This is a genomic window from Curtobacterium sp. NPDC088465, assembly GCF_044753165.1.
In the GTDB taxonomy this organism is placed as follows: Bacteria; Actinomycetota; Actinomycetes; order Actinomycetales; family Microbacteriaceae; genus Curtobacterium.
In genome coordinates, this window is the sequence record NZ_JBIVMR010000004.1 from 46,298 (window position 1) to 73,284 (window position 26,987).

General features: G+C 72.0%; 26 protein-coding genes and 1 tRNA gene. 19 read left to right on the forward strand and 8 right to left on the reverse strand.

Annotated elements, in window-relative coordinates; all coding sequences use genetic code 11:
- The first annotated feature begins 71 nt into the window (after positions 1-71).
- Together ACIP6W_RS14595 and ACIP6W_RS14600 are read left to right on the forward strand one after the other, a co-directional pair.
- Positions 72-1,238 (forward strand): cell wall metabolism sensor histidine kinase WalK, encoded by a 1,167-nt coding sequence (locus tag ACIP6W_RS14595; protein ID WP_066656668.1) that lies wholly within the window; start codon positions 72-74, stop codon positions 1,236-1,238.
- Entirely contained in the window at positions 1,235-1,915 is a 681-nt protein-coding gene (locus ACIP6W_RS14600) for a response regulator transcription factor (RefSeq protein WP_271826098.1), read from the forward strand. The genes ACIP6W_RS14595 and ACIP6W_RS14600 overlap by 4 nt, the downstream gene beginning before the upstream one ends.
- 97 nt (positions 1,916-2,012) lie before the next feature.
- Here the strand turns inward: ACIP6W_RS14600 and ACIP6W_RS14605 are convergent, their stop codons facing one another.
- Positions 2,013-2,729 (reverse strand): hypothetical protein, encoded by a 717-nt coding sequence (locus ACIP6W_RS14605; RefSeq protein ID WP_209685419.1) that lies wholly within the window; start codon positions 2,727-2,729, stop codon positions 2,013-2,015.
- Positions 2,730-2,820: 91 nt separating this feature from the next.
- Between ACIP6W_RS14605 and ACIP6W_RS14610 the strand changes: the two genes are divergently transcribed.
- The 4 genes from ACIP6W_RS14610 to rlmB are packed head-to-tail and all read left to right on the forward strand — an operon-like array spanning position 2,821 to position 7,026.
- Positions 2,821-3,303, forward strand: coding sequence for a CarD family transcriptional regulator (locus ACIP6W_RS14610; protein ID WP_017888066.1), 483 nt, complete (start codon positions 2,821-2,823; stop codon positions 3,301-3,303).
- A 51-nt stretch (positions 3,304-3,354) separates the two neighbouring features.
- On the forward strand, positions 3,355-4,524 hold the full coding sequence (gene ispD / locus ACIP6W_RS14615) for a 2-C-methyl-D-erythritol 4-phosphate cytidylyltransferase (RefSeq protein WP_400430178.1): 1,170 nt from the start codon (positions 3,355-3,357) through the stop codon (positions 4,522-4,524).
- 53 nt (positions 4,525-4,577) lie between these two features.
- A complete protein-coding gene (gene cysS / locus ACIP6W_RS14620; RefSeq protein ID WP_271826096.1) occupies positions 4,578-5,987 on the forward strand; it encodes a cysteine--tRNA ligase in 1,410 nt (469 codons plus the stop codon).
- Between the two features lie 28 nt (positions 5,988-6,015).
- Positions 6,016-7,026: a 23S rRNA (guanosine(2251)-2'-O)-methyltransferase RlmB gene (gene rlmB, locus ACIP6W_RS14625; protein WP_066656632.1), complete on the forward strand. Its 1,011-nt coding sequence runs from the start codon at positions 6,016-6,018 to the stop codon at positions 7,024-7,026.
- A gap of 96 nt (positions 7,027-7,122) precedes the next feature.
- On the opposite strand, the gene ACIP6W_RS14630 is transcribed toward rlmB, so the two are convergent.
- Both ACIP6W_RS14630 and ACIP6W_RS14635 read right to left on the reverse strand, forming a co-directional pair.
- On the reverse strand, positions 7,123-8,427 hold the full coding sequence (locus tag ACIP6W_RS14630; protein ID WP_209685424.1) for a DUF4032 domain-containing protein: 1,305 nt from the start codon (positions 8,425-8,427) through the stop codon (positions 7,123-7,125).
- Between the two features lie 140 nt (positions 8,428-8,567).
- A complete protein-coding gene (locus ACIP6W_RS14635) occupies positions 8,568-9,668 on the reverse strand; it encodes an ABC transporter ATP-binding protein (protein WP_066656626.1) in 1,101 nt (366 codons plus the stop codon).
- 254 nt (positions 9,669-9,922) lie between these two features.
- Here ACIP6W_RS14635 and ACIP6W_RS14640 point away from each other — a divergent pair, with 254 nt between their 5' ends.
- The gene (locus ACIP6W_RS14640; protein WP_400430181.1) at positions 9,923-10,831 is read left to right on the forward strand and encodes a DsbA family protein; all 909 of its coding nucleotides are present in this window, start codon (positions 9,923-9,925) and stop codon (positions 10,829-10,831) included.
- Positions 10,832-10,945: 114 nt separating this feature from the next.
- Here ACIP6W_RS14640 and ACIP6W_RS14645 read toward each other — a convergent pair whose 3' ends face one another.
- Positions 10,946-11,839, reverse strand: a complete 894-nt coding sequence (locus ACIP6W_RS14645; RefSeq protein WP_400430183.1) for a neutral zinc metallopeptidase — start codon at positions 11,837-11,839, stop codon at positions 10,946-10,948.
- Positions 11,840-11,941: 102 nt separating this feature from the next.
- Here ACIP6W_RS14645 and ACIP6W_RS14650 point away from each other — a divergent pair, with 102 nt between their 5' ends.
- Both ACIP6W_RS14650 and ACIP6W_RS14655 read left to right on the forward strand, forming a co-directional pair.
- The gene (locus ACIP6W_RS14650; RefSeq protein WP_066656610.1) at positions 11,942-13,084 is read left to right on the forward strand and encodes a glycerol dehydrogenase; all 1,143 of its coding nucleotides are present in this window, start codon (positions 11,942-11,944) and stop codon (positions 13,082-13,084) included.
- 34 nt (positions 13,085-13,118) lie between these two features.
- Positions 13,119-14,060 carry a 2-deoxy-5-keto-D-gluconate 6-phosphate aldolase domain-containing protein gene (locus tag ACIP6W_RS14655; RefSeq protein ID WP_400430185.1) on the forward strand — a complete coding sequence of 314 codons (942 nt, stop codon included), beginning with the start codon at positions 13,119-13,121 and terminating at the stop codon, positions 14,058-14,060.
- Positions 14,061-14,105: 45 nt separating this feature from the next.
- Here the strand turns inward: ACIP6W_RS14655 and ACIP6W_RS14660 are convergent, their stop codons facing one another.
- Complete coding sequence (locus ACIP6W_RS14660) at positions 14,106-14,960, reverse strand: NAD(P)H-hydrate epimerase (RefSeq protein ID WP_209685431.1); 855 nt, start codon at positions 14,958-14,960, stop codon at positions 14,106-14,108.
- Between ACIP6W_RS14660 and ACIP6W_RS14665 the strand changes: the two genes are divergently transcribed.
- The 3 genes from ACIP6W_RS14665 to ACIP6W_RS14675 all read left to right on the forward strand — a co-directional run bounded on the left by ACIP6W_RS14665 (position 14,959) and on the right by ACIP6W_RS14675 (position 18,612).
- Positions 14,959-15,744: an alpha/beta fold hydrolase gene (locus tag ACIP6W_RS14665; protein WP_209685433.1), complete on the forward strand. Its 786-nt coding sequence runs from the start codon at positions 14,959-14,961 to the stop codon at positions 15,742-15,744. The genes ACIP6W_RS14660 and ACIP6W_RS14665 overlap by 2 nt on opposite strands.
- Before the next feature lie 74 nt (positions 15,745-15,818).
- Positions 15,819-16,850 (forward strand): aldo/keto reductase, encoded by a 1,032-nt coding sequence (locus tag ACIP6W_RS14670; protein ID WP_066656578.1) that lies wholly within the window; start codon positions 15,819-15,821, stop codon positions 16,848-16,850.
- 319 nt (positions 16,851-17,169) lie between these two features.
- Positions 17,170-18,612: an ArnT family glycosyltransferase gene (locus ACIP6W_RS14675; RefSeq protein WP_400430188.1), complete on the forward strand. Its 1,443-nt coding sequence runs from the start codon at positions 17,170-17,172 to the stop codon at positions 18,610-18,612.
- 35 nt (positions 18,613-18,647) lie between these two features.
- Here the strand turns inward: ACIP6W_RS14675 and ACIP6W_RS14680 are convergent.
- Both ACIP6W_RS14680 and msrB read right to left on the reverse strand, forming a co-directional pair.
- Positions 18,648-18,723 (reverse strand) — tRNA-Thr (locus tag ACIP6W_RS14680).
- A 36-nt stretch (positions 18,724-18,759) separates the two neighbouring features.
- The gene (gene msrB / locus ACIP6W_RS14685) at positions 18,760-19,164 is read right to left on the reverse strand and encodes a peptide-methionine (R)-S-oxide reductase MsrB (RefSeq protein ID WP_066656573.1); all 405 of its coding nucleotides are present in this window, start codon (positions 19,162-19,164) and stop codon (positions 18,760-18,762) included.
- 65 nt (positions 19,165-19,229) lie between these two features.
- On the opposite strand from msrB, the gene ACIP6W_RS14690 reads away from it, so the two are divergent.
- The 7 genes from ACIP6W_RS14690 (at position 19,230) to ACIP6W_RS14720 (ending at position 25,069) form a co-directional block, all read left to right on the forward strand.
- Positions 19,230-19,697, forward strand: a complete 468-nt coding sequence (locus tag ACIP6W_RS14690; RefSeq protein ID WP_400430190.1) for a GNAT family N-acetyltransferase — start codon at positions 19,230-19,232, stop codon at positions 19,695-19,697.
- Positions 19,694-20,692 (forward strand): DUF2332 family protein, encoded by a 999-nt coding sequence (locus ACIP6W_RS14695; protein ID WP_066656567.1) that lies wholly within the window; start codon positions 19,694-19,696, stop codon positions 20,690-20,692. Before ACIP6W_RS14690 ends, ACIP6W_RS14695 begins: the two co-directional genes overlap by 4 nt.
- A gap of 97 nt (positions 20,693-20,789) precedes the next feature.
- Positions 20,790-21,083, forward strand: a complete 294-nt coding sequence (locus ACIP6W_RS14700; RefSeq protein ID WP_235426381.1) for a DUF3263 domain-containing protein — start codon at positions 20,790-20,792, stop codon at positions 21,081-21,083.
- Positions 21,080-21,670, forward strand: a complete 591-nt coding sequence (locus ACIP6W_RS14705) for a LytR C-terminal domain-containing protein (RefSeq protein WP_066656550.1) — start codon at positions 21,080-21,082, stop codon at positions 21,668-21,670. The genes ACIP6W_RS14700 and ACIP6W_RS14705 overlap by 4 nt, the downstream gene beginning before the upstream one ends.
- A gap of 159 nt (positions 21,671-21,829) precedes the next feature.
- Complete coding sequence (locus tag ACIP6W_RS14710) at positions 21,830-22,033, forward strand: cold-shock protein (RefSeq protein WP_066656547.1); 204 nt, start codon at positions 21,830-21,832, stop codon at positions 22,031-22,033.
- 258 nt (positions 22,034-22,291) lie between these two features.
- On the forward strand, positions 22,292-23,911 hold the full coding sequence (gene groL, locus ACIP6W_RS14715; protein ID WP_182046169.1) for a chaperonin GroEL: 1,620 nt from the start codon (positions 22,292-22,294) through the stop codon (positions 23,909-23,911).
- Positions 23,912-24,193: 282 nt separating this feature from the next.
- Positions 24,194-25,069 (forward strand): hypothetical protein, encoded by an 876-nt coding sequence (locus ACIP6W_RS14720; RefSeq protein ID WP_271826092.1) that lies wholly within the window; start codon positions 24,194-24,196, stop codon positions 25,067-25,069.
- Between the two features lie 216 nt (positions 25,070-25,285).
- Here the strand turns inward: ACIP6W_RS14720 and ACIP6W_RS14725 are convergent, their stop codons facing one another.
- Positions 25,286-26,986 carry a cell wall metabolism sensor histidine kinase WalK gene (locus tag ACIP6W_RS14725; protein ID WP_251155277.1) on the reverse strand — a complete coding sequence of 567 codons (1,701 nt, stop codon included), beginning with the start codon at positions 26,984-26,986 and terminating at the stop codon, positions 25,286-25,288.
- Position 26,987 lies beyond the last annotated feature (1 nt).

The window sequence follows — 26,987 nt, forward strand, 5'->3', positions numbered from 1 at the left end:
CGGGGCCTCGACGGCGCGGAAGCGGGGTGAACGGCGTCGGAACCCCGCGTGACGATCCCTACACTGGCGGCATGGACAACGCGTGGCTCGTGCCACTGTCGATGCTCCTCGGCGGGGTCTTCGGCGCAGGGGTCGTGGTGCTGGTCATCACGGCGGAGCGCACGGCCCGGGCAGCCGACGTCGCGGAACGGACGCTGCCCGACGGCGTCGCCGCGGTCATCGCCACGATGCACAACCCGGCGGTGGTCGTCGACCCCTCGAACACGGTCGTCGCCGCGTCGCCGCAGGCACTGACCGTCGGGCTCGTCGTGCGGCGGAAGCTCGTGCACGCCGAGCTCGTCGCCCTGGTGGACCAGGTGCGCAGGAGCGGGGAGATGGGGTCGGAGGACCTCGAGCTGCCCCGCGGGCGCAGCGGGGAACTGGTCGGCTACCTGAGCTTCCGGGCGGCGCAGCTCGGCAACCGCTACGTGCTCGTCACGGCCGACGACCTGACCGAGAGCCGCCGCATCGACGAGGTCCGACGCGACTTCGTGGCGAACATCTCGCACGAGCTGAAGACCCCCATCGGGGCGATCGGCCTGCTCGCCGAGACCCTCGTCGTCGCCGCCGACGACCCGGACCACGTGAAGCGGTTCGCCGGGCAGCTCATCACCGAGTCCGAGCGGCTCGGGGCCCTGACGAAGGACATCATCGAGCTGTCGCGGCTGCAGTCGGTCGACACCCTCGAGAACAGCGAGGAGACGTCGGTCGACAAGATCGTGCAGGCGGCGGTCGACGCGAACGAGGTCGTCGCCCGCGCCCGGGAGATCGAGATCGTGCGGGCCAAGCGGTCGAAGCTGCGGGTCATGGGCGACCCGGGGCTGCTGCAGGTCGCGGTGTCGAACCTCATCGCCAACGCGGTCAAGTACTCCCCGGACCACACCCGTGTGGGCGTCGGCGTCCGCTCGACCAAGGGCTTCGTCGAGATCGCGGTGACCGACCAGGGCGTCGGCATCCCGGAGGCCGACCTCGACCGCGTGTTCGAGCGCTTCTACCGCGTCGACCCCGCACGGTCGCGGGCGACCGGCGGCACCGGTCTCGGGCTCGCCATCGTCAAGCACGTCGTCGGCAACCACGGCGGCGACGTCCGCGTCTGGTCGCAGCCCGGCAAGGGCTCGACCTTCACGATCCGCCTGCCCGAGGCGGATCCCGAACTCACCACCGCACTCGAAGAGCAACTGGAAGAGCAGTCATCGTGACCAAGATCCTCATCGTCGACGACGAGCCGGCCCTGAGCGAGCCCCTGGAGTTCCTCCTGCAGCGCGAGGGGTACGAGACCGCCGTCGCCGCGGACGGCGTGACCGCGCTGTCGAAGTTCGACACCGAGAACCCCGACCTGATCCTGCTCGACCTCATGCTGCCCGGGCTGAGCGGCACCGAGGTCTGCCGGCAGGTCCGGACGCGCTCGAACGTGCCGATCATCATGCTCACCGCGAAGGACTCCGAGGTGGACATCGTCGTGGGGCTCGAGCTCGGCGCCGACGACTACGTGACGAAGCCGTACTCGACCCGTGAGCTCCTGGCCCGGCTCCGGGCGGTGCTGCGTCGGCGCACCGAGGACGACCCGGGCGACAGCGGCATCCTGCAGGTCGGCGGGATCCGGATGGACGTCGAGCGGCACACCGTGTCGGTCGACGGGGCGGAGACGCCGATGCCCCTCAAGGAGTTCGAGCTGCTCGAACTCCTGCTCCGGAACGCCGGACGCGTGCTCACCCGCGGGCAGCTCATCGACCGCGTGTGGGGGTCGGACTACTTCGGGGACACGAAGACGCTCGACGTGCACATCAAGCGCATCCGGTCGAAGATCGAGCGCGTGCCGAGCGCCCCGGAGGTCCTGGTGACGGTGCGCGGTCTGGGGTACCGGATCGAGGGCTGACCGGCGACGCACGGGAGGCCCGGTGCCGGTTCTCGGAACCGGCACCGGGCCTCCGGTGCGTTGCGTCAGGTCGTCGCGCCCGTCCGGCGCGCGGCGGTCAGTTCGTGCCGCTGTCGCCCTCGGACGAGTCGGTCTGCGAGTCGCCCGACTGGGTGCCAGGAGCCGTGGCGTCGCCGGTGGGCTCGGAGCCGCTCTCCGACGGCGAGGTCTCCGTGCTCGACGGGGTGGCCGACGGGGACGTCGTCGGGGCGAGGGTCTGGTACTCCTCGAGGGCGCTGGTGAGCACCGGGACGTTGGCCGAGACGCCCTCGGCGCCCGAGTACGAGAAGTACGTCTTGACGAGCGAGCCGGGGACGGCGTCGGCGCCCGAGAAGACGAGCTCCGGCTGGCCGGCGGAGCGCGTGCCCTGCGTCTCGGCTCCGGACTGGACGCTGGACTCGGCCTCGCTCGAGGGACCGGCCGGGACGGCGGGATCGACGTGCGAGTTCGCCGGGATCTCGACCGTCTGGGTCACGCCGCCGACCTCGACGCTCATGGTGACGTCCTTCGACCCGGTGTTGATGAAGCTCCCGACGAAGCGCGCGTCCTCGCCGCCGTCGGAGATGAGCAGCGCGTTCCGGATGTCGATCGAGCCGGTGCTGACGTTCACGCCGTCGGTGATCTGCTTGATCTCCTTGGTGTGCGCGGGCGACATGAACTCGCAGCCGGTGGCGCCGAGCGCGATGGATGCCGCAACGGCGACGGACACGAGTACCCGAGCTCGCAAGAGATTCCTCCGGAAGATCACGATGTGGACCAGGCGGTCCGCGTCCATCCTACCGATCGTCGGGGGTGCGGGCCGCCCAGGCCCCTTACCCGAAAGGTCCTTGTGGTAAACTGGGGGTCCTGGGAACGGAGCCTGATACATGCAATTCGAGGTCGGCGAGACCGTCGTCTACCCCCACCACGGGGCGGCAACCATCTCTGAAGTCAAGACGCGCGTCATCAAGGGCGAGGAAAAGGTCTACCTGAAGCTGCGTGTCACGCAGGGTGACCTGACGATCGAGGTGCCGGCGGACAACGTCGACCTGGTCGGCGTCCGTGACGTCATCGGCAAGGAAGGCCTCGACAAGGTCTTCGAGGTCCTGCGGGCGCCCTTCACGGAAGAGCCCACGAACTGGTCGCGCCGGTACAAGGCGAACCTGGAGAAGCTGGCGTCCGGTGACGTCATCAAGGTCTCCGAGGTCGTGCGCGACCTCTGGCGCCGCGACCAGGACCGCGGGCTCTCCGCGGGTGAGAAGCGGATGCTGGCCAAGGCCCGGCAGATCCTGATCTCCGAGCTCGCCCTGGCCGAGAAGACCGACGAGGACAAGGCATCGACCGTCCTCGACGAGGTCCTCGCCTCGTAGCGCGGACCGCCGCTGGACGACACGACGACGACCGCCCTGCTCCCCGATCGGGTGAGCAGGGCGGTCGTCGTCGTCGCAGCCGGGTCCGGCACGCGGTTGGGCATCGGGGACGCGAAGGCGTTCGTCCCGGTCGCGGGCGAACCGATGCTCACCCGCGCCCTGCGCACCGTGCTCACCCTGGCCGAGCCGACCGTCCTCGTGGTCGTGGCACCCGCAGCCCGGCTCGACGAGTGCCGCGCCCTGGTCGCGGCGACCGCCGGACGCGCGGTCGACCTCACCGTGGTCGTCGCGGGCGGTGCTGACCGCCACGCCTCGGTCCAGGCGGGCCTCGACGCCCTGCCGCACGGCATCGAGTGGGTCGGTGTCCACGACGCCGCCCGCTGCCTGACGCCGGCGGCGCAGTTCGACGCCGTGTTCGACCGTGCACGCGCGACCGGTGACGGCGTCGTCCCGGCCCTGCCCGTCACGGACACCGTCAAGCGTGTCGACGCGGACGTCGTGGTCGAGACCGTCGACCGGTCGGCGCTCGTCGGGGTGCAGACGCCCCAGGTCTTCCCGCTCGCCGCACTCCGGGCCGCCTACGCGGGCGCCGAGCGCTCCGAGACCGACGACGCGGGTGTGTTCCGGGCAGCCGGGGGAACGGTCCGCACGGTGCCGGGTGACGCCGACGCGTTCAAGATCACCACGCGGTGGGACCTCGCACGGGCCGAGGCGCTCGTGGCCTCCCGCACCGGTGCGGCAGCCGCGGCGCCCGACGTCCGCGTGGGCCTCGGGGTCGACGTGCACGCCTTCGACGCCGCGTCGCCGTGCCGGGTCGGGCTGCTCGACTTCCCCGGCGAACCGGGGCTCTCCGGGCACAGCGACGGCGACGCGGTCGCCCACGCGGTCTGCGACGCACTGCTGTCGGCGGGCGGCCTCGGTGACATCGGCGGGCGCTTCGGCACCTCCGACCCGCGCTACGCCGGGGCCACCGGTGACGTCTTCGTCCGCGGGGCCGTCGAGCTCCTGCGCTCGGCCGGTCTCGCGCCGACCTCGGTCACGGTCCAGGTGATCGGGAACCGTCCCCGCATCGGTGCCCGACGCGACGAGATGCAGGCCGCCCTGGCCGCGGTCGTCGGTGCTCCCGTCGCGGTCTCCGGCACGACGACGGACGGCCTCGGCCTGACCGGGCGCGGGGAGGGGCTCGCGGCGATCGCGACCGCCGTCGTCCGGCCGCGCTGACCGCTGCCGACCCCCTCCGTCACCCGGCGCGTCCGACGTCCTAGGCTTGGGGCGTGACCGTTCGCCTGTACGACTCCCGCGCCGCAGCCGTCGTCGACCTCGTCCCGCTGGTCGACGGACAGGTGAGCATGTACGTGTGCGGGCCGACGGTGCAGTCGTCGCCGCACATCGGGCACCTGCGCTCGGCACTGGTCTACGACGTGTGGCGCCGGTGGCTGACGTACCGCGGGTACCGGGTGACCCTCGTGCGGAACGTCACCGACATCGACGACAAGGTGCTCGACCTGGCCGCGGGCACCGACGAGCAGTGGTTCGCCCGGGCGTACCGCGTCGAGCGGGAGTTCACCGCCGCGTACGACGCCCTCGGGATCCTCGCCCCGACGTACGAGCCGCGGGCGACCGCGAGCGTGCCGCAGATGCACGAGATCATCGAGCGGCTGATCGAGCGCGGGCACGCGTACGCCGCCGCCGACGGCACGGGCGACGTGTACTTCGACACCGGCAGCTGGGAGTCCTACGGCGCCCTGACGCGCCAGCGACGCGAGGACATGGTCGAGGCCACCGACGCCGACCCCCGCGGCAAGCGCGACCCGCGGGACTTCGCGCTGTGGAAGGGCGCCAAGCCGGGTGAGCCGACGACGGCGACCTGGGACTCCCCGTGGGGGCCGGGCCGCCCGGGCTGGCACATCGAGTGCTCGGCGATGTCGCGGCGCTACCTCGGCCCGGCGTTCGACATCCACGGCGGCGGCCTCGACCTGCGCTTCCCGCACCACGAGAACGAGCTCGCGCAGTCGACCGCGGCCGGCGACCCGTTCGCGTCGTACTGGCTGCACAACGGCCTGGTGACGGTCGAGGGGCAGAAGATGTCGAAGTCCCTCGGGAACTCGATCTTCGCCGCCGACTTCCTCGCGTCCGCCCGTCCGGCCGTGGTCCGGTACTTCCTCGGCGCGGCGCACTACCGGTCCTCGATCGACCACCACGACGGCTCGCTGGCCGAGGCCGAGGCCGCCTACGACCGGATCGAGGGGTTCCTGGCCCGCGCGGAACCCCGGCTCGAGGGGGTCCCGCTCCGCGACGCCCCGGCCGTGCCCGACGCGTTCGCGGCCGCGATGGACGACGACCTCGCGGTGCCGCAGGCGCTGGCCGTGCTGCACGAGACGGTCCGTGCCGGGAACGCCGCGCTCGACGCCGACGATGCGGAAGCGCTCGGGGTCGCGTACCATCAGGTGGCCGCCATGGTCGAGGTCCTCGGCATCGACCCGCGAGCGGCCCACTGGTCCGGTGGTGCGCAGGACGTCTCGGCCGCACCGCTCGCCGCGCTCGTCGACCGCCTCGTGCAGGAGCGCGCCGAGGCCCGTGCGGCACGCGACTTCGCCACGGCGGACCGGGTGCGGGACGACCTCGCAGCCGCGGGGATCACCATCGAGGACACCGCAGCAGGAACACGCTGGAGCATCGCCTGACAACGGCCGTGCCGGACAGGAGAGAGCAATGAAGAACGTCTCGGGGAGCAAGAAGGGTCGGCCCGGCGCCGTCCGCTCCGGCCGCAAGGGCAACAAGCAGGTCGGCTCCGGCGGCCAGGGCGCGCAGGCGCTCGAGGGGCGCAAGCCCACGCCGAAGGCCGAGGACCGGCCGTACCACCCCGCCGGCAAGCGCAAGGCGGCGAAGGACCGGCTCGACGCTGCCCGCGGCCGTCACGGTGCGTCGAGCTCGCCGCAGCAGCGCACCGGTCGGCCGCCGCAGCGCAAGAGCGACGACTCCGAGCTCGTGACCGGGCGCAACTCCGTGCTCGAGGCCCTGCGCACGAAGACCCCGTCGACGACGCTGTACATCGCCGCCCGCATCGAGGTCGACGACCGCGTCAAGGAGATCCTGGCGCTCGCCAACCACCGCGGCGTCCCGATCATGGAGATCATGCGGCCGGAGCTCGACCGCATCACGGGCCACGACAGCGTGCACCAGGGTGTCGCGCTGAAGGTCCCGGCGTACGAGTACGCCGTCGCCGAGGACCTCGCCGAGCGCGCGTTCTCCCGCGACCAGGTCCCGCTCATGGTCGCCCTCGACGGCATCACCGACCCGCGGAACCTCGGCGCGATCATCCGCTCGACCGCGGCCTTCGGTGGCCACGGCGTCATCGTGCCGCAGCGCCGCTCGGTCGGCGTCACGGCGTCGGCGTGGAAGACGAGTGCCGGTGCCGCTGCGCGCACGCCCGTCGCGATGGCGCCGAACCTGACGCAGACGCTCAAGTCGCTGAAGTCGATGGGGCTCTTCGTGCTCGGTCTCGACGGCGACGGGGACGTCGAGCTCGACGCTCTCGAGCTCGCCGACCGGCCGATCGTGATCGTCGTCGGGTCCGAGGGCAAGGGTCTGTCCCGCCTGGTCACCGAGACCTGCGACGCGATCGTCTCGATCCCGATCTCCAGCGCCACCGAGTCGCTCAACGCGGGCATCGCCGCGAGCGTCACCCTGTGGGAGGTCGCTCGGCGCCGTCGCGCCGAGTAGGCGCGCGCTGCGCGGTGGCGCAGCGCGCAGCCACCCGACCACCTGGAGGCCCGGTGCCGGTCCACGAGACCGGCACCGGGCCTCCAGTCCGTCCGGCTACACCGTCGCGCGCCAGTCCTCGACGTCGTCCTCGTCTGCCGTGTCGTCCTCGACGACGGGGATCGGCAGCGTCATGGACGACGTCGGCGGGTTGATGAGCAGCCGCTCGTCGCGGCGGTGCCGCAGCACGTCGTTGATGTACGCCGTCGTGGCCTCGGGCAGGGAGACCGAACGCTCTTCCTCCTGGGACATGAACCAGCGGTGCTCGAGCAGCTCGTGGAAGACCTCGGCGGGCTCCAGACGTCCGCGCAGGTCACGCGGGATCGAGCGGATCACCGGCTCGAACACCCGGGACACCCACTCGTGCGCCACCATCTCCTCGTCGAGCTGGTCCCGCCCGTTCCGCGCCCGGTAGGCGTCGAGGTCGTTGAGCAGCCGCCGCGCCTGGTTCTCGCCGGCGTCGAGCCCGGTCAGCCGGAGCAGACGCCTCTGGTGGTGTCCGGCGTCGACGACCTTCGGCTGGATCCGCACCTGCGAGCCGCCCTCGGTGGTGTGGATCGAGAGCTCCTCGATGTCGAACCCGAGGGCGTTCAGACGCTCGACCCGGTCGTTGATGCGCCAGCGCTCCTTGACGTCGAACTGCTCGGTGCCGGTCAGCTCCTTCCAGAGCGTCCGGTACTGCGCGACGATCCGGTTCGACACGTCCACGGGGTCGGCGTTCTCGTCGAGGCGCCCGCCGGCCTCGAGGTCGAGGAGCTCACCGGCGATGTTGACCCGGGCCACCTCGAGGTCGTTCTCGCGCTGTCCGTTGGAGAGGCCGCCCGGGTAGAGCTTCCCGGTCTCGGCGTCCACGAGGTACGCGGCGAAGGCACCCGCGTCGCGGCGGAACAGGGTGTTCGACAGCGAGACGTCGCCCCAGTAGAAGCCGATGACGTGCAGGCGCACGAGCAGCAGCGCGAGGGCGTCGACCAGGCGCGTGGCGGTCTCCGGTCGCAGGGTCTGCGAGTACAGCGCGCGGTACGGCAGCGAGAAGCGCAGGTGTCGGGTCACGAGCACCGGGTGCAGGGGCTCGCCGTCGGCGTCAGCCCGGTTCGTGATCACCGCGACCGGGTCGACGCACGGCACGTCCATGCGCTGCAGCGTGCGGAGCATCTCGTACTCGGCCCGCGCGACCTCCTCCCCGGTCTCCTTGACGGCCGCGACGTACCCGCTCAGGTGCACGAAGCGCACGAGGTGCCGCGAGATGCCCTTCGGCAGGGCGACGATGACGTCGTCGGGCCAGTCCTCGAGCGGCAGGTCCCACGGCAGGTCGAGCAGGCCGGGGTCGACGGTGGCGGCGGTGATGGCGAGGGAGTCGGGCACGGTTGGCTCCTGGAGGGCGCGGTACCGGACGTCGGGCTCGTGGCGGCGGCACCACGCGCACGGCGTCCGGTGGGTGGAACAGCGGGAGCCCGCGCCCGCCCTGGTGAGGCGGGCGCGGGCTCCCGGGGGAACTGCGCAGACTACGCGCTGACGACTGCCTTGTCGTCGAGGCGCTCGCCCGACTCGGTGTCGAAGGCGTGCACGTGGCCCTGCTTCGGCGTGATGACGATCGTGTCGCCGATCGACGGGTGCGAACGCCCGTCGACGCGGGCGACGATGTCCGTGCGCTGGCCGTTCACGTCGGCGTGGCCGTAGAGGTAGCCGTCGGCGCCGAGCTCCTCGACGACGTCGACCGTCACCGGCAGGCCCTCGCCCGAGGTCGACACGACGACGTCCTCGGGGCGGATGCCGACGGTGATGTTGCCGGAGCGCGCGTTCGACAGGGTGTCGCGGTCGAGCGGGTGGTTCAGCGTGCCGAACTTGATGCCGCCCTCGATGACGTCGGCCGGCAGCAGGTTCATGGCCGGCGAACCGATGAAGCCGGCGACGAAGACGTTGTTCGGCTTCTCGTACAGGTCGCGCGGGGAGCCGACCTGCTGCAGGATGCCGTCCTTGAGCACCGCGATGCGGTCACCCATGGTCAGGGCCTCGGTCTGGTCGTGCGTGACGTAGACCGTGGTGACGCCGAGGCGACGCTGCAGCGACGCGATCTGCGTGCGGGTCTGCACGCGGAGCTTGGCGTCGAGGTTCGACAGCGGCTCGTCCATGAGGAACACCTGCGGCTGACGGACGATGGCGCGGCCCATCGCGACGCGCTGACGCTGACCACCCGAGAGCGCCTTCGGCTTGCGGCCGAGGTACTGCTCGAGGTCGAGGAGCTTCGCGGCCTCCTGCACGCGGGTGGCGCGCTCCTCCTTCCCGACACCGGCGATCTTGAGCGCGAAGCCCATGTTCTCGGCGACGGTCATGTGCGGGTACAGCGCGTAGTTCTGGAACACCATCGCGATGTCGCGGTCCTTCGGCGGGACGTCGGTGACGTCGCGCTCGCCGATGCGGATGGCGCCGGAGTTGACCTCTTCGAGGCCGGCGAGCATGCGCAGGGAGGTGGACTTGCCGCAGCCCGAGGGGCCGACGAGGACGAGGAACTCGCCGTCGGCGACGTCCAGGTCGAGGGAGTCGACCGCGGGGCGGGTGCCTCCGGGGTAGAGACGGGTTGCCTTGTCGTAGGTGACGGACGCCATGAGCGTTCGATCCTTCCTTCACCGGCAGGTACGTGCCGGACGATCCGTTGTGAAGCGGTTGCCCGTGGGGGCCCCGGATGGTCGTCGTCGACCATCGGTGCTCATACAACACGAGTTCCCCCGCCAGCGCCAGTGTCCGGTCCGACCTGGTTGGCTGGTCCCAGGAAGGACCACTACGATCGGCGGGTCCGTCCGGCGTACGGGGGAAGGCGAGGCCGTGCGGACGTCAGGAGCAACGTGAGGACCAACGACGCATGACCAACCGCCCCGAGGGTGACGCACGCGCCGCGCGCAACGAACGACGAGAGGCCGCACGGCAGCGGGCCCAGCGAGCACGGACCCAGCAGAAGCGCCGGCAGCGCGGCACACGCCTGGGACTGCAGATCGGGCTCGGGGTCGTGCTCCTCGCCGCGGTGGCGGTCGTCACGCTGGTGCTGGTCGACTCGGTGAAGCCCGCCGGCCCCGGACCGTCCACGATGTCGCAGGGCGGCATCACGATCGGCGAGGGCCTGAGCCCGGTCGGGGCGTCCCCGACGCCCGACGCGACCGACGCGTCCGACCCGGTGCGGATCACCATGTACGTCGACTACCTCTGCGACACCTGCGCGCAGTTCGAGGACGCCAACAGCGAGTACATCGCGAGCCTGGTCGACTCCGGCGCCGCGACGGTCGACATCCACCCGGTCGCCGTGCTGACGAACCGGTCGCAGGGCACGAAGTACTCGCTGCGCGCCGCGAACGCCGCGGCCTGCGTCGCGGACCGGTCGCCCGACCAGTTCTACGCCGTGAACCAGGCGCTCTTCGCGCGGCAGCCCGACCAGGGCACCTCCGGCCTCACCGACGCGCAGCTCGAGCGGCTCGTCACCGGGGTCGACGGCGTGCAGGACGCGGCTGCGATCCGCGACTGCATCCGGGACCAGACCTACGCCAAGTGGGTCGACGAGCGCACGGCCGACGTGACCGGCGGCGACATCCCCGGTTCGTCGCTCGACGAGTTCCCCGGGCCGCCCCTGGTGCTCGTGAACGGCAAGCAGTACGAGCTCACCGCGCCGATCACCAACGACGACTTCCGCACCTTCGTGGTGTCGGCGGCCGGGGCGTCGGACGCGACGCCGTCGCCCACCGCGACCCCGACCCCCTCCGCGAGCGCGTCCGCCGGCTGACGTCGCGACCGGTCGGCAGACCGACGGACGGGAGGCTCCCCACCGGACCGGTGGGGAGCCTCCCGTGCGTCCGGGGGCGGCTCGTGACCCGAGCGTGCGTCCGCGGCCCGCGGATCAGAGCTGGGAGCCCGGCACGCTGAACGTGTCGCAGGCGGTGGCCCCGCGCTCGTAGCCCCGCGTGAACCACGCCTGGCGCTGGGCGCTGGACCCGTGCGTGAACGAGTCGGGGTCGACGCGACCCGTGGCCCGTTCCTGGATGCTGTCGTCGCCGACGGCGCTCGCGGCGGACAGCGCGTCGGCGATCTGCGCCCGGGTGACGGGTTCGAAGAACGTCTCGCCGTTCGCGTCGCGGGTGGTCGTGGCCGAGCCCACCCAGGAGCCCGCGTAGCAGTCCGCCTGCAGTTCGACGCGGACACTGCCCGAGGACGCGCTGGTGCCGGAGCGGTCGGTGTCGGCGAAGGTGCCCTGGAGCTGCTGCACGTGGTGGCCCCACTCGTGCGCGACGACGTACATCTGGGCGAGCGGACCGCCGGACGAGCCGTACCGGGACTGCAGGTCGTCGTAGAACGCCGTGTCGAGGAAGATCGAGCGGTCCGGCGGGCAGTAGAACGGGCCGGTCGCCGCCGAGGCCTGGCCGCAGCCGGTGTCCGTCGACCCGTCGAAGAGCACGAAGCCCGGCGTCGTGTACGAGATCCCGAGGTCGGCGGCCTCGGCCGTCCAGTAGGCGTCGAGCGACTCGGCCGCGCCCTCCATGCGGCACTCGACCCGCTGGTTCGCGTCGCGGCCGGTGCGGCACTCCTCGGCGGGCTGCACCGTCTCGTCCTGCTGCTGGATCTGGGTGGTGCCGCTGCCGTCGCCGACGATGCCGCTCAGGTCGACCCCGGTGAACTGCGCGATGAGGAACACCACGATCGCCGCGACACCGACGCCGCCACCACCGATCGCCGCCGTACGCCCGCGGCGCTTCACCTTCCCGCCGCTGAGCTGCGAGTCCTCGTTGAACGTCATGCCGCCGACCGTACCCGCAGCCGACCCGCGTAGCGTCCGGTGCGTCGGCACCGCCGACACCTGTCGTACAACAGCACGATCCACCCGGAAGGAAGCAGCACCATGGCCACTCCGATCAGCACCGTCATGAGCCCCGCCCGCTACGTGCAGGGCAAGGACGCGATCACCCGCGTCGGGGAGTTCGTCGCGCCGATCGGGAAGCGTCCGCTGCTCGTCGCCGACGACGTGGTGTGGGGCATCGTCGAGGACGCCGTCCGCACGAGCTTCGACGCCGCCGGCCTGCCGGTCGAGCGGGTCGGCTTCGGACGCTTCGCCACCCCGCAGGCGATCGACGACCTCACCGCGAAGATCCGCGAGACGGACTCCGACGTGGTCGTCGGCCTCGGCGGCGGGTCCGCGATCGACGCCGCGAAGGCCTCCGGGCACCTCGCCGGGATCCGCTGGGCGAGCGTGCCGACCGCCGCGAGCACCGACGCCCCGACCTCCGCGCTCGCGGTCGTCTACTCGGAGGAGGGGGAGTTCATCGAGTACCGCTTCTTCCCGCACAACCCGGACCTCGTGCTCATCGACACGAAGCTCGTCGCGAACGCCCCCGTGCAGTTCCTCGTCGCGGGCATCGGCGACGCCCTCGCGACCTGGGTCGAGGCCCGTGCCGCGAAGCGCGCGAACGCCGACACCATGGCCGGCGGGTTGCAGACCGAGACCGGTGTCGCGCTCGCGGAACTGTCGTGGGAGCTCCTGCACGACAACGCGCTCCAGGCGATCGAGTCCGTGAAGGCGAAGGTCGTCACGCCCGCGCTCGAGAAGGTCGTCGAGGCGAACACCCTGCTGTCCGGGCTCGGCTTCGAGTCCGGTGGCCTCGCCGCGGCGCACGCGATCCACAACGGCCTGACCGCGGCCCCGCAAGCGCACGGCCTCGCGCACGGGCAGAAGGTCAACGTCGGGACGATCGCGCAGCTCGTGCTCGAGGGGGCGCCCGCCGACGAGATCGAGGACTTCGTCGTCTTCACGACGAGGGTCGGACTGCCGAACACCCTGACCGAGATCGGGCTGACCGTCGACGACCGGGACGTGCTCCGGGCCGTCGCAGAGGCCGCCACCGTGGAGAGCGAGACGATCCACAACATGCCGTTCCCCGTGACCGCCGAGGCCGTGGTCGATGCGCTCGTGGCGATCGAGGGCATCTCGCGCAGCATCCGTGCCGCCCACGGGCTGCCGGAGCCGGAACTGTACCGCGCCCACTGAGCGCGGACGGAGGGGGTGCGAGCAGCATGGCGGCATGGCCGACCTCGATGAACAGCACCCCCTCTTCCTCCTCGCGATGGACCAGCGGTCCTCGCTCCTGGAGCACACCTACGGCGACGAGTCCGGCGAGCCCGCGGACGAGGCCGACGCCCAGCGCGTCCGTGCCGGCAAGCAGCTCGTGTACCGCGGTGTGCTCACCGCGCTCGCCGCAGGGGCCTCCCGCGCACGCACCGGCGTGCTCGTCGACGAGCGCTACGGCGACGACGTCGCCCGGCTCGTCCGCGAGGCCGGGCTGCAGCTCGCGATGCCGATCGAGCGGTCCGGCCGCGACTGGTTCGAGCTCGAGTACGGCGACGACTGGCTCGCGCACGTGGACTCGTTCGACCCCGACTTCGTGAAGGTCCTGGTCCGCGACAACCCCGCGTTCGACGCCGGCGACCGGCAGGCGCAGGCCGAGCGGCTCGCCGAGGTCTCCCGCGCCCTGCACGACGCCGACCGTGCGTTCCTGGTCGAGCTCCTCGTCCCGGGCACCGACGACCAGCAGGCGCAGGCGGACGACTACGACCGCGACGTCCGCCCGGGACTCGTCGTCGAGACCATCGGGTACCTGCAGGAGCACGGGGTCGAGCCGGACGTGTGGAAGCTCGAGGGCCTCGACCGCACCGAGGACGCCGAGCGCGTCGTCGCCGCCGTGCGCGCCGGAGGTCGGGACCACGTGCAGTGCATCGTGCTGGGCCGCGACGCCCCCGAGGACCAGCTCGACCAGTGGCTGCGCGTCGCAGCACCCGTCGAGGGCTTCGTCGGCTTCGCCATCGGGCGGAGCAACTGGGAGGACGCGCTCGACGACGTCGTGCAGCAGGGGCTCGACCACGAGGCGGCCGAGCAGGTGATCGCCGCCAACTACCGGCACTTCGTCGACACGTGGCTCGAGGCGCGTCCCGACGTCGTCGACGGGGTGGACGCCGGCGCGGCCTGATCCCGTTCCCGCCGACGCCGGGTCGGTGTCGGGCGCTGACCGGCGTCAGGTGCGGACGAGCGGCTCCATCGTCGCCAGGTCCGCTCCGATGCCGACGTCGACGAGCTCGATCCGCCCGGCGAGCGTCGCCCCGGGGCCGGTGAGCAGGCCCGCCTTGACCCCGCCGAAGGTCACGGTGACGTCGGCGTGGAGCACGTGGTCGTCGGCCACCGCGCCGGTGTCGACGTCGATGCCGCTCGGCACGTCGACGGCGACGACGAACGGGGCGCGCTGGTCGCGGGCGAGCTCGCGGATCGCGTCGACGACCTGCCGAGCGGGGGAGCGCAAGGGGGTGCCGCCGCCGGCACCGATGCCGAGGATGCCGTCGAGCACGAGGTCGGCTCCCGCGGCGGCCTCGGCGGCGACCGCCGCCAGGCGCTCGGCGTCCGGGGTCGCGGCGGCCCGCAGGACGTCGGCCGCACCGGCGTCGTCAGGGTCCGTCGGGCCGTCCGGGGCCCACGCCGCCGGTTCCGGAGCGACGCGCCAGCGGCGGTCCGGCCGTGCCGGTGGGGCGAGGCGCGACCCGGCGTCCAGCGCCGCTGCCAGGCCCGCCTCGTGGACACGTGCGCCGACGCGCAGCACCGTCACGTGCCTCCCGTCCGACGCCAGGTGCGCACCCGCGAACAGGGCGTCACCGCCGTTGTCGCCGCTGCCCACCAGCAGCAGGACCGACCCCGGGCCGTCCTGCGGGCGGACCGCCGGGTCGTCGAGCAGCTCGCCGACGATGCGGGCCAGCCCCGCCGCCGCGCGCTGCATGAGGGGTTCGCCCGCCTCGAGGTGCGGCCGCTCCGCCGCCCGGACCTGATCGCCGCCGTAGCCGTCCATGGCCACCACCATGCCCCGGTAGCCTGGTCGCGCCATGTCACTCGTCCCCGAAGCGCCCCGTCCCCGTGCCGTGATGTCCCCGGACGGCCTGAAGCTCGCGACGTACGACTTCGGCGAGCCGGACGCCCCCGTCGTGGTGGCCGTGCACGGCTTCGCCTCGGGCGCCGTCCTGAACTGGCACGCCTCGGGGTGGACCCGTGACCTCGTCCGAGCGGGCTACCGCGTCGTCGCGCTCGACCAGCGCGGGCACGGTGCCTCGTCGAAGCCGCACGACCCGTCCGCGTACTCGATGGACCTGCTCGTCGCCGACGTCACCACGGTCGTCGACACCTACCTGCTCGACGACGTCGCGTTCCTCGGGTACTCGCTCGGCGCCCGTGTCGGCTGGCACACCGCCGAGCAGATCCCGGACCGGATCTCGCGGGCCGTCCTCGGCGGGATCCCGGACGCCGACCCGATGCGCCGCGTGGCGGTCGACCAGGCGAAGGCGTACATCGCCGACGGCACCCCGGTCGAGGACCGGGTGACGAACGGGTACCTGCAGATGGCGGCGAACGTCGAGGGGAACGACCTCCGCGCGCTCGTCGCGATGGTCGAGGGGATGCGGAACAGCGTCGAGCCGACGCCGGAGAACGCCCCCGCGCAGCCGATCCTGATGGCGGCGGGCAGCGAGGACGGGATCCGGGACAGCGCCGTGCGGTTGGCCGAGGCGGCGCCGGACGCGTCGTTCTTCGAGATCCCGCGTCGGAACCACTTCAACGCCCCCACGTCGCGCGACTTCCGTGAGCGTGCGATCGCCTTCCTGTCCGAGGGGCGCTGAGGGGGCGGTGCGCACCCCTGACGGGTACTGGCAGGTCCCCGCTGGCGGAGGAGACCGGGCGTAGCGTCCCGGCCATGGACTACAGACTCCTCGGCAACAGCGGGACATCGGTGTCGACGCTGACCCTCGGCACCATGACGTTCGGCAGTGAGGCCGACGAACCCACCTCCCACCAGATCCTCGACACGTTCGTCGCAGCGGGCGGCACGCTCGTCGACACCGCGGACGTGTACTCCGGCAACGAGTCCGAGCGCATCATCGGCCGGTGGCTCGCCGCCCACCCGACCGAGGCGCAGCAGGTCGTCCTCGCGACGAAGGGCCGGTTCCCCCAGGGTGACGGCCCGAACGACCTCGGCCTGTCCCGCCGTCACCTGCGCGTCGCGCTCGACGCCTCGCTCGAGCGGCTCGGTGTGGAGCACATCGACCTCTACCAGATGCACGCGTGGGACGCCCTGACGCCGATCGAGGAGACCCTGCGCTTCCTCGACGACGCCGTGTCCGCCGGCAAGATCGGCACCTACGGGTTCTCGAACTACCTCGGCTACCAGGTGACGAAGGCCGTGTACGAGGCGAAGGCCCACGGCTGGGCACCGCCGGTGACGCTGCAGCCGCAGTACAACCTGCTCGTGCGGGACATCGAGCACGAGGTCGTGCCCGCGTGCCTGGACGCCGGCATCGGTCTGCTCCCGTGGTCGCCCCTGGCCGGCGGCTGGCTCTCCGGGAAGTACCAGCGCGACGAGGCTCCGACGGGCTCGACACGTCTCGGCGAGAACCCGCAGCGCGGCATGGAGGCGTGGGAGGCCCGCAACGGCGACGAGCGCACGTGGAAGGTGCTCGACGCGGTCTCCGCGGTCGCCGACGCGCACGGTGCCTCGAAGTCGCAGGTCGCCCTCGCCTGGCTGCTCGCGCGGCCCGCGGTGACGAGCGTCATCCTCGGCGCCCGGACGGTCTCGCAGCTCGAGGACAACCTCGGCGCTGCCGACCTCGTGCTCACCGACGACGAGCTGCAGGCCCTGACGGACGCGAGTGCCCCGCGGGTCGACGACTACCCCTACGGCACCGCCGGCGTCGCCCAGCGCGAGCGCCGCATCACGGGCGGACGCTGATCGCGGTCGGACACTGATCGCGATAGGACGCGGAGCACGGCCGTGCGCGCCGGGCATCCGCCCGGCGCGCACACAGCGGGGACGCAGTCCGACCGGCCGGTTCCTGCACATCCGTGCGGGTTCGCGTGGATCGGACCGGAACCGTGGACACGTCACCGGGTGCGGTGACACCATCGAGGGACGACCGGCTGGTTACCGCGTCGAGCGCTCGGAACGCCTCCTGATCCGCGTTCCGCGCGCCGGAGGGCCCGGGACGTCCATCGTCCGGGCCCTCCGTGCTCCCGCCGGAGGGCGGCGGCTCCCGCCGTAGGATCGTCCGGTGCCCAGTCGACGCCACGCCCTCGTGCTCCAGGACCGCCGAGCGGTACGGATCGTCGCCCTCGTCCTGCTCGCCCTGGCGGCCGCCTACCAGTGCTTCTGGCGGATCGCCGACGAGAACATCGGCGGCGACGAGGCCACCTACGTCCGCGCCGGCTTCGCGTACGTGCACGGCGCGTTCGACCAGAACCGCGAGCACCCGCCGACGGCGAAGTACCTGTTCGGGCTCGCGCAGCTCGTCGGCGGCGAGGGGGCCACCGCGCCCCGGGTCCTCGTCGCCGCCCTCGTCGTCCTCGGCGCCGCCGTCATGTTCGTGTGGCTCCGCGCGGAGGTCGGCTTCTGGGCGGGGTGGACCGCCGCGGCGCTCTGGACGCTGACGCCCCGGGGTGGATCCGGTGCGCGGCTCGACCGTGTCGCGCTCCTCGACCCGGTGATGGTGTTCTTCGCCCTGGCCGCGCTCTTCGCCGTGTGGACCTGGACACGGACCGGCCGGTGGTGGTGGCTCCCGCTGTCCGCGGTGCTCATGGCCGCCTCGGTGACGTCGAAGGCGTCGACGCTCGTGCTGGTGCCCGTGTTCCTGCTCGCCCCGCTGCTGTTCCGGCAGTGGCGTCGGCTCGTCGTCGGCGGCCTCGTCTGGGCCGTGGTCTTCGCGGTGACGGTCGTCGCGCTGTACGCCCCCATGGGCATGCGGTCGGCGGTGCTCTACATGCTGGCCTTCCAGGAGGGGCAGAACGAGAACGGCCACCTCGCCGTGATCGCCGGGCAGACCCACCAGTTCGCACCGTGGTGGGGGAACTGGTGGTTCCTGGCGCAGGGCGTCGGCCTGCCGGTGCTCGTCGTCCTGGCCGCCGGGGTGCTGCTCGCGGTCGTCGTCCGTCCGGACCGGCTGGTGGTGTTCCTCGCCGCACCGCTCCTGCTGCTCGTCGCGTTCTACACGGTGGCGGCGAAGATCGCGCTGCCGACCTACTACAGCGCGTGGACGCCCTGGATCGTCCTGCTCGCCGCGGTCGGACTCGGTCGGCTCGCGGTGCTCCGCCCCCGGCCGCTGACCGGCGCGCTCGCCGCACTCCTCGTCGTCGTCGCACTCGTCGGCAGCATCCCGACCGCGCGGGCGGTCTGGCAGACACGCCCCGAGGGGGTCGCGCGCCTCCTGCCGCTGCTGCGGAGCGAGGGCATCCGGGACGGCCGCATCTTCTTCGGCGCGATCACCCCCAGCGACTACGACCAGTACGTCGGTGCGCGCGGCGTGCGCGACGTCGACGATGCACCGTTCGAGGCGATCGTGGTGGGCCGCGACCAGCGCTTCCCGCTGCCGCAGGAGGTCACGGACCTGCTGCGCGACGAGCGGTCGTCGTTCGAGCGGGTGCGCCTGGACCGCATCGTCGTCTGGATCCCGGACGGCGAGATCGAACGGGACGCGGACGGCGAGCTCGACGTGCGGTGACGGCTCCGCCTCGGGCCGCACGAGGAGCCGTGATCTGGGGCCGGCAGCGGGACTCGAACCCGCAACCCCCGTATTACAAGTACGGTGCGCTACCAATTGCGCCATGCCGGCTGACGCGCCCATCCTACCGGCGGACGCGTCGGGGTCTCATTCGCCCTGCTCGGAGAAGTTCAGCGACAGCGAGTTCATGCAGTAGCGGTCACCCGTCGGGGTGCCGAAGCCGTCGGGGAACACGTGCCCGAGGTGCGAGCCGCAGTTCGCGCAGCGGACCTCGGTGCGGACCATGCCGAGGGACTTGTCCTCGATGAGCTGGACCGCCTCGGGGCGGACCGACTCGTAGAACGACGGCCAGCCGCAACCGGAGTCGAACTTCGTGCCGCTCTGGAACAGCTCCGCGCCGCACGCCGCACAGGTGTACGTGCCGGCGCGCTCCTCGTCGAGCAGCTCACCCGTCCACGGGCGCTCGGTCCCGGCCTGCCGGAGCACGGCGTACTGGTCCGGGGAGAGCTCCTCGCGCCACTGGGCGTCCGACTTGTCGACGTTGTACGCCATTGCTTCCTCCTGCTTCCGGTCGGGGCTCGATGGTGATGCCCGACCCCTTCAGTAAACTCGCGACGATGTCCGAGCATTCCGTCCGCCACGCCCGCTGGACCCGCCTGACGACGGACGAACTGTACGGCATCGTGCGGCTGCGGAACCGCGTCTTCGCCCTCGAGCAGCGGGTCACCGCCGACGACTTCGACGGCCGTGACTGCGAGCCCGACACCGAGCACTGGTGGTTCGGAGCCGACGACGATCCGGTCGGGTACCTCCGCCTCGTCCGGCCCGCCCCGGACGAGGACCACCCCGCGGCCAGCGAGCCGCCGGCCTGGGTGATCGGCCGGGTCGCCACCCACCCCGACCACCGGGGGCAGGGGATCGCCGGACGGCTGGTCGCGGGGGTGCTCGAGACGCACGGTCACGAGCCGTTCGTCCTGCACGCCCAGGAGTACGTCGCGGGCCTCTACGAACGCCACGGCTTCGTCCGGTTCGGTGCGCCCTACGACGAGGCCGGCATCCGTCACGTCGGCATGCACCGCCCGTGACCGTCACGCGCGAGCGGTACGCCACCTACGCGGCGCGCATCGCTCCGGCCTCGCCGTCGTACGCGGCCTGGGCACGCTCGGTCGACGACGACCTGGTCGCGCTCCTCGACGCGGTCCCCGAGCAGCAGCGGCAACCGGAGCTGGTCTTCGCCGTCGCACGTCGGCTGGGTGCCGACCCGTCGGACCCCGGAGCGCTCCGTGCGCTCGGCCGGGAGGCCCGTGCCGCGTTCGTCACGGCGCTCGCCGCCGCCACGGTGCAGGCCAACGACCCGCGGCGGCTCGGTCCCGTCGTCCCGCTGTTCGCGGCGCTCGCCGCGGCGGACCCGCGGCCGCTCGGCCTCGTCGACGCCGGGGCCGCCGCCGGGCTCTGCTCGATCCCGGACCGGGTGACGCTCGACCACCGGACCGGGGACGGCACGGTCCGGGTGCACACCGCCGTCGCCGAGCCGTCGGTGCACCTGACGGTCGACGCCAGCGGCGCGGTCCCCGAGTCGGCCGGCACCCCGATCCGGATCGGCGCGCGGGTCGCCCTCGACCCGAACCCGATCGACCTCGCCGAGCCCGGTGCGTTCGACCGGCTGGTCGAGGCCGTCCCGCCCGAGGCGACGGACCGCACCGCCCTGATGCGCGAGGCGGCGCGCGCGACGCTCGCCGTGCCTCCCGTCCGGATCCGTGGCACGCTGCCCGGCGACCTCGACCGTGCACTGGACGCGTTGCCGGACGGCGTCCGTCCCGTGGTGCTCACCACCGGGACCCTCGTCTACGTGCCGGGCGCCGACCGCCAGCGCGTGGTCGACCGGCTGGCGGAGCGTGGCGTGCACTGGGTCGCGGTCGAACGGACGGGCATCCTGCGCGGGGTGGCCGCGACGCTGCCCGACGACGTCGACCCGGCGGACCCGGACGCCTTCGCCACGGTGTCGCTCGACGGTGTGGCGACGGCGGTCTGCGACCCGTTCGGCGTCCGGGTGCGGTGGTTCCGGCGGCCCGCAGCCTGAACCGGGCTTCGCGACAGTCCAGCCGCGTGCCAGGGTCGGACCGCCGGGCACCCCTACGATGTGCGAGACCCGTGACCGAACCGTGACCGGAAGTGCCGTGACCGCCCTCCCCACCGACGAGCTCAGCGAGCTCGACCAGCGCGTGCTCGCGTTCGAGCACGACCGGGCGCGGCACGACCGCACGAAGGAGGCGGAGATCCGGGTCGAGTTCGACATGTCGCCGGCGCGCTACTACCAGGTGCTCAACCGCGTGATCGACCTGCCCGCCGCACTCGCGCTCGACCCCCAGCTGGTCGGTCGGCTGCAGCGGCTCCGGCACGCACGCACCCGAGCACGAGCGGCGCGCGCGTTCGTCGCCCCCGCGCCCGATCCCCGTGAAGAGGAACGATGACCGAGAGATTCCCGCGAGACCGGTTCGACGACGTCACCGACGGCCCCCGGGTCGGAGCGCACCGCGGTGCCCGTCGTCGTGGACGCGGGTGGATCGCGTTCGCCTGGGGCGCCCTCGCGACCGGTGTGCTCGTGCTCGTCGGTGTCCTCGTGCTCGCGCTGCTGAACGGCAGCTACTCGTTCCCGGGGTCGACCTCGTCGCCGCGCCCCTCGTCGAGCTCCTCGGCGTCGGCCGCGCCGTCGGAGACGCCCTCGGAGTCGCCGTCGGCGCCCGCGTCCGAGGAGCCGAGCGCTGCGGAGCCCTCGGCGCAGGGCGCGACGAGCGTCGTCGTGCTGAACGGCACGACGACGACCGGTCTGGCCGCCCGCGCCAGCAGCGCACTGACCACCGCGGGCTGGCAGGTCGCCTCGACGGGTGACGCCGGGACGACGGGGACGACGACCTCGGTCGTGTACTACCAGCAGCCCGAGCAGCAGGCCGTGGCACAGGGTGTGGCGAAGGCGCTCGGCATCGCGACGGTGGAGCAGTCGGCGGCGTTCCCGAACGCCGACGTCAGCGTCGTGCTCGGCGCCGACTACGGCGGCTGACGCGCGCTGTGTGACGGAGGTGTTTCGGGCACGTTGATTTCTGACGCGATCGGCGTGCAAGAACGTCACACCTCTTGCCTTGCCGCCGTTGTTGCACGAGAGTCATCGCCAGACGGCGATGGCGTCGTCCGCAACTGCAGCACCAGGGAGCAAGAGATCATGGCCAACGGAACCGTGAAGTGGTTCAACGCCGAGAAGGGCTTCGGCTTCATCACCGTGGATGGAGGGGGCCAGGACGTGTTCGTGCACTACTCGGCGATCGACATGTCGGGGTACAAGGTCCTCGAGGAGGGCCAGGCGGTGACGTTCGACGTCGGCACCGGGTCGAAGGGCCCACAGGCGGAGGCGGTCCGTCCCGCCTGAGCCCAGGACCACTCGACGAACGCGCCGTCCCCTCGGGGGCGGCGCGTTCGTCGTGCACGGCGCTCCGCCCGCCGAGCAGCCACCGCCCGGGCCGACCGTGCCGGGTCCCGGCCGCAACGTGTCCTGGGAAGTCGAGCCGCGCCTCCCGACTGTGTTGCACTCACACCCGGCGAGTGCCAGAATCGGCGTTGGCACTCGCTTGCGCTGAGTGCCAGCACGACCCCCACGCACGACGTCCGGGAGGGACGAGAAACTCACATGGCTAAGATCATTGCTTTCGACGAGGAGGCCCGTCGTGGCCTCGAGCGCGGCCTGAACACCCTGGCCGACGCCGTGAAGGTGACGCTCGGCCCGCGCGGCCGCAACGTCGTCCTCGAGAAGAAGTGGGGCGCCCCCACGATCACGAACGACGGTGTCTCCATCGCCAAGGAGATCGAGCTCGACGACCCGTACGAGAAGATCGGCGCGGAGCTCGTCAAGGAGGTCGCCAAGAAGACCGACGACGTCGCCGGTGACGGTACGACCACCGCGACCGTGCTCGCCCAGGCGCTCGTCCGCGAGGGCCTCCGCAACGTCGCCGCCGGTGCCGACCCCGTGTCGCTCAAGCGCGGCATCGAGAAGGCCGTCGCCGCCGTCTCCGACCAGCTCCTCGCCAACGCGAAGGACATCGAGACCAAGGACCAGATCGCCGCGACCGCGTCGATCTCGGCCGCCGACCCCACCATCGGCGAGCTCATCGCCGAGGCGATCGACAAGGTCGGCAAGGAGGGCGTCGTCACCGTCGAGGAGTCGAACACCTTCGGCACCGAGCTCGAGCTGACCGAGGGCATGCGCTTCGACAAGGGCTACCTGTCGCAGTACTTCGTCACGGACCCGGAGCGCCAGGAGGCCGTCTTCGAGGACCCGTACATCCTCATCGTCAACTCGAAGATCTCCAACATCAAGGACCTGCTCCCGGTCGTCGACAAGGTGATCCAGGCGGGCAAGCAGCTCCTGATCATCGCCGAGGACGTCGACGGCGAAGCCCTCGCGACCCTCGTCGTGAACAAGATCCGTGGCATCTTCAAGTCCGTCGCCGTCAAGGCCCCGGGCTTCGGCGACCGTCGCAAGGCCATGCTGCAGGACATCGCGATCCTGACCGGCGGCCAGGTCATCTCGGAAGAGGTCGGCCTCAAGCTCGAGAACGCGACCCTCGACCTGCTGGGCAAGGCCCGCAAGGTGATCATCACCAAGGACGAGACCACGATCATCGAGGGTGCCGGCGACGACGAGCAGATCGCGGGCCGCGTCCGTCAGATCCGCTCCGAGATCGAGGCGACCGACTCCGACTACGACCGCGAGAAGCTCCAGGAGCGCCTCGCGAAGCTCGCCGGTGGCGTGGCCGTCATCAAGGCGGGTGCCGCGACCGAGGTCGAGCTCAAGGAGCGCAAGCACCGCATCGAGGACGCCGTCCGCAACGCGAAGGCCGCCGTCGAGGAGGGCATCGTCGCCGGTGGTGGCGTCGCGCTCATCCAGGCGTCCGTCGCGCTCGACTCGCTCGACCTGCAGGGTGACGAGGCGACCGGTGCGAACATCGTCCGCGTCGCCATCGACGCGCCGCTCAAGCAGATCGCGCTGAACGCCGGTCTCGAGCCGGGCGTCGTCGCCGCCAAGGTCCGCGAGCTCGAGTCGGGTCACGGCCTCAACGCCGCGACCGGCGAGTACGTCGACCTCGTCGCCGCGGGCATCATCGACCCGGCCAAGGTCACGCGCTCGGCGCTGCAGAACGCCGCGTCGATCGCCGGTCTGTTCCTCACGACCGAGGCCGTCGTCGCCGACAAGCCGGAGAAGAACCCGGCCATGCCGGCCGGCGACCCCACGGGTGGCATGGACTTCTAGTCCCGGTAGCCGGAAGGGCCCCGCACGCGCTGCGTGCGGGGCCCTTCCGCGTGCGGGGCCCTTCCGCGTGCGGGCGCGCGGCCCTGGCTCGGTTTCGGTCGCAAGACTTGCCGCTCAGGTTCGACTTCGACGGCAGGTCGTGCGCCCGCAACGACCGCGCGCGGCATGCCGTGCTACCAGGACGTAGGTGCTTCTCCCGCACGGGAGGCTCGGCTGCGGTCGTTCTCCACAGGTGCGCCCGCCTCTGGCTCGGGTGGTGCCGTGCGCCTCCAGGCTACGAGCATGACCACTCCGCGCGCACTGCCCAACGGCCTCGCGGAACGGGCCTTCACCGTCGCACAAGCTCGTCGGTACGGCGAGGGTACGAGCCGCATGCGCCGCGCTGATCTCCGGCGTCCCGTCCACGGCGTCCGCGTGCCTCGTGACCGCGACGCGAGCCTGGTCGACTGCATCGCCCTGGTGCTCCGCCCCGACCAGCGGTTCAGCCACACGACCGCAGTCAGCGTGTGGGGAGCGCCGGTGCCGAGGGAACACCGCGAAGGGTCGCGGGTACACGTGGCGACCATCGGCGGAGCGAGCCTCATGCGGCGTCCGGGTGTCACGGCCCATCGTGTGGCCGACGACGAGACCGTCGAGCAGGACGGCCTCCCGGTCAGCACGCCGGCCCGCGCCTGGGCCGAGTGCGCGACCCTCTTCGACTTCCGAGCGCTCGTCGTCCTCGGCGACCACCTCGTCGGACGGGCGGGACTCGCCAGGATCGAGGATCTCGCGCGTGCGCTCCGTCCCCGCGGGCACGGGGTCGTCCTCGCGCGGGCTGCACTCGAGGCCGTGCGTCCGGGGAGCGAGTCACCCATGGAGACGCTGATCCGCCTCGACGTCGTGGATGCAGGATTCCCGGAGCCCGAGCTCAACCACGAGGTGTTCGACGAGCGCGGTACGTTCCTCGGACGGGTGGACATGTGCTGGCCACAGCTCCGTATCGCGCTCGAGTACGACGGCGACCATCACCGCGAGCGCGACGTCTTCCGACACGATCAACGCCGAGGCAACGGGTTCGCTGTCAACGGGTGGATCGTGGTGCACGCGACGGCTGCCGACGCGGCTCGACCTGCGGTGCTGTTCGAGCGACTCCGTCAAGCGTTCGCCGCCCGTTCCTGAGCCGGTCCGGCAGCTCTGATGTCGCTCGCTCCCACAGGTCCGCGCCGTGCTCCGGTCGCACGACCTGCCGCCTGCGACCGTTCGAGTCGCACGACATGCCGCGTCGGCCGGAGTTGAGCGGCAAGCCGTGCGACCAGAACGGGGACGGACGGCGGGACGGCCGGGCGGCGGGCGGCGGGCCGGCGGCGGCGGGCGGCGACGGCCGGGGCCGGCGCTTCAGGCGGCGGGGGACTTCGGGGTGGGGGTGTAGTCGCGGGGGAGCAGGGGGAGCCAGACGCGGAAGGTCGCGCCGCCTCCCTCGGTGTCGAACACCTCGACGGAGCCGTTGTGCGCGTGCACGATGCCCGACACGATCGCGAGGCCGAGGCCCGAGCCGCCGGTGTCCCGCGCGCGCGAGGTGTCCGCCCGCCAGAAGCGCTGGAAGATCTTCTCGCGCAGCTGCGGCGGGATGCCCTCGCCGTGGTCGATGACGTCGATGTGGGCCATGCCGAGGTCGTCGTCCACGCCGATGCCGATCTCGATCGGGTCGTCGTGCGCGGTGAAGCGCATGGCGTTCCCCATCAGGTTCGTCACGACCTGGCGGATCTTGTTCTCCTCCGCCAGGACGATCGGCGGACGGGCCGGCAGCACGACGGTCGGCAGGGGTGTGGTCTCGTCGGTCGGTACGCCGCCCTCGACGCCCATGGCGCGGTTGCGGCGGGCACGGAGGCGCGCGATCGTCTGCCGCGAGAACGCGATCGGGCCGGTCGAGTTCGCCGACGGCGGGGAGACGGGCGTCTCGCCGGTGTCGACCTGCCCGAACGCACCCGGGCGGACGGCCTGCGGCACGCTGACGCCCGTCACGGCGTCCTCGACGAGGACCTGGATCTCGCGGTCGGGGTTCGACGCCATGGTGTCGAGTGCCGAGTCGCGCGCGATGGCGACGAGGTCGACCGGGCCGAGCTCGAGCGGCTTCGACTCGTCGATGCGGGCGAGCTGGAGCAGGTCCTGCACGAGCAGGCCCATCCGCTGCGCTTCCTTCTCGATGCGGTCCATCGCCTGGGCGACGTCCTCCTCCTTGCGGAGCGCCCCCATCCGGTAGAGCTCGGCGTAGCCGCGGAGCGACACCAGCGGCGTGCGGAGCTCGTGGGAGGCGTCACCGACGAAGCGGCGCATCTGGTCGATCGTCCGCTCGCGGTCCTCGAACGCGGAGTCGATCCGCTCGAGCATCGCGTTGAGCGAGCGGTTGAGGCGACCGACCTCGGTGTTCGGGGTGTCGGCCTCGAGCCGCTGGTTGAAGTCACCGGCGGCGAACCGGGCGGCCGTGTCCTCCACGTCGCGCAGCGGGTCGAACGTGGCCGTCACGAGGAGCCGTGTCAGCATCGCGCCGAGCAGGATCACCGAGATGCCGAAGCCCAGGAAGATGATCGTGAAGCGGCCGATGGTCTTGTCGGTGTCGGCGCTCGACACGGCGACGAGCACGTACCCGGTCTCCGAGGTGCCGCTCGACTGGTTCTGCAGCGACGCCGGGATGATCTGCGCGCGCCACTCGTGGTCGTGCTGGCTGTCGTACAGCGAGAACCGCTGCGAGCTCTGCGCCGCGGCGGAGAAGTCGAGCGAGCGGATGTCCGGCCGGCTGGAGGCACGGGTCTGGCAGATCTTGTCGCCGCGGGAGTCGTAGGCCGCGACGTAGGCGCTCGGCGACAGGACGATCGACAGCGTGCAGTACTGCTGGCCGTCGCTGATGTTCTGGCCCTCGAGCTGCTCGGACGTCTGCTTGACCGTGTTGTCGAGCTGCTGCATGAGGTACGTCGAGAGCACCGTCATGGTGCCGAGCCCGGCGACGAGCAGCCCGAGCGCGACGAGCAGCACCGTGATGCCGGTGATCTTGGTGCGGAGGGAGATCCCGTCCCACCAGTGGCTCATTCGCGTGTGCATG